The 2,132-nt window shown below is 68.5% G+C and carries 1 pseudogene; it reads right to left on the bottom strand.

The features are described from left to right. Positions 1-2,132, bottom strand: a pseudogene (locus AXZ95_RS11025) (DUF11 domain-containing protein); the annotation flags it as partial.

Raw genomic sequence — 2,132 nt, 5'->3', positions numbered from 1 at the left:
GACTGGATGGCGCCCGCCTGCACATCCTTCGTGAACGTCAACACCGGGTCGGACACCAGCGGCGTGTCGACCGTCGCCGGAGGCGTCGTCACATCCGTACCCGACGGCGGAGTACCCGTCGCGGTCGCGGAGTTGGAAACGATCCCGGCATTAATGTCCGCCTGGGTCAGCTGGTAGGTCGCGGTCGCGGTGACCTTCTCACCCGGCAACAGTGTTCCGGGGGTGCCCGGCCACGAGTACGTCAGGGGCGAGAGGCCCGGCAGCACGTCGGTGATCGCGACACCGGTCAGCGTCGTGTTGCCCTCGTTCTCGGCCGTGAACAGGTAGGTGATCGTGTCGCCGACCTGCGCCGGGTTCTTGACCGCGGTCGCGTCCGCGTCCTTGGTCAGGGTCAGCTTGGACGTCGCCACGAGCGGGGTGTCCGTGGCCGCCGGCGGCGGGGTCACGTCCGGACCGGACGGCGGCGTCCCCTTGGACGTCGCCACGTTTCCGACATGGCCCGCGTCGATGTCGGCCTGGGTCAGCGCGTAGGTCGCGGTTGCGGTTACCGTCTCGCCCGGCTGCAACGTACCAGGGGTACCCGGCCATGTGTAGGTCAGCGGAGAGAGTCCCGGCTTGGGGTCGGTGATCGTGACACCGGTGAGCGTCACGTTGCCGTCGTTCTTCGCGGAGAACTGGAAGGTGACCACGTCACCCGGCTGCGCCGGCGACTGGATCCCACCAGGGACGACGTCCTTCGCGAAGGTGAGCTCGGGGTCGGAGACCAGCGGGGTGTCCACCGTCGCCGGAGGCGTCGTGACATCGGTGCCCGTCGGCGGGGTACCGGTCGCCGTGGCGGAGTTCGTCACAATGCCGGCGTTGATGTCCGCCTGCGTGACCTGGTACGTCGCGGTCGCGGTGACCTTCTCGCCCGGGAGCAGTGTTCCGGGTGTTCCGGGCCACGAGTACGTCAACGGGGACAGGCCCGGCAGCACATCTGTGATCGCGACGCCGGTGAGGGTCGTGTTGCCCTCGTTCTCGGCGGTGAACAGGTATGTGATCGAGTCACCGACCTGAGCGGGGTTCTTGACCGCGGTCGCGTCGGCATCCTTCGTCAGCGTCAGCTTGGACGTCGCCACCAACGGGGTGTCGGTCACCGCGGGCGGCGGAGTGACATCCGGACCGGTCGGCGGGGTGCCGATGGCGGTCGCCACGTTGTCTACGTGACCTGCGTCGATGTCGGCCTGCGTCAGCGCATAGGTCGCCGTCGCCGTTACGGTCTCGCCCGGCTGCAACGTACCGGGCGTGCCCGGCCACGTATACGTCAGGGCAGAGAGTCCCGGCTTGGGGTCGGTGATCGTGACACCGGTGAGCGTGACGTTGCCGTCGTTCTTCGCGGAGAACGCGAAGGTGACCACGTCACCCGGCTGTGCCGGCGACTGGATCCCACCAGGGACGACGTCCTTGGTGAACGTCAGCGCGGGGTCCGCGACGAGTGGGGTGTCGGTCGTCGCGGGTGGCGGGGTCACGTCCGGACCGGTCGGCGGAGTACCCGTCGAGGTCGCGGTGTTCGCCACGTGTCCCGCGTCGATGTCGGCCTGGGTCAGCGCGTAGGTCGCGGTAGCCGTGACGGTCTCGCCCGGCTGCAACGTTCCCGGGGTGCCCGGCCACGTGTAGGTCAGCGGAGAGAGTCCCGGCTTGGGGTCGGTGATCATGACACCGGTGAGCGTCACGTTGCCGTCGTTCTTCGCGGAGAACTGGAAGGTGACCACGTCACCCGGCTGCGCCGGGGACTGGATCCCGCCCGGCTGCACATCCTTCGTGAACGTCAGCTCCGGGTCGGAGACGAGCGGGGTGTCCACGGTCGCCGGAGGCGTCGTGACATCGGTGCCCGTGGGCGGAGTGCCCGTCGCGGTCGCCGAGTTGGTGACGATGCCGGCGTTGAGGTCGGCCTGCGTGAGCTGGTAGGTCGCGGTCGCGGTGACCTTTTCACCCGGCAACAGGGTGCCCGGAGTGCCGGGCCACGAGTACGTCAGGGTCGAAAGGCCCGGCAGGACATCGGTGATCGCGACACCAGTCAGCGTCGTGTTGCCCTCGTTCTCCGCCGTGAACAGATACGTGATCGTGTCGCCCACCTGCGCCGGGTTCTTCAC

Source organism: Leifsonia sp. 115AMFTsu3.1 (assembly GCF_004362795.1).
GTDB lineage: Bacteria > Actinomycetota > Actinomycetes > Actinomycetales > Microbacteriaceae > Leifsonia.
This window is presented reverse-complemented; position numbering and strand designations above follow the sequence as displayed.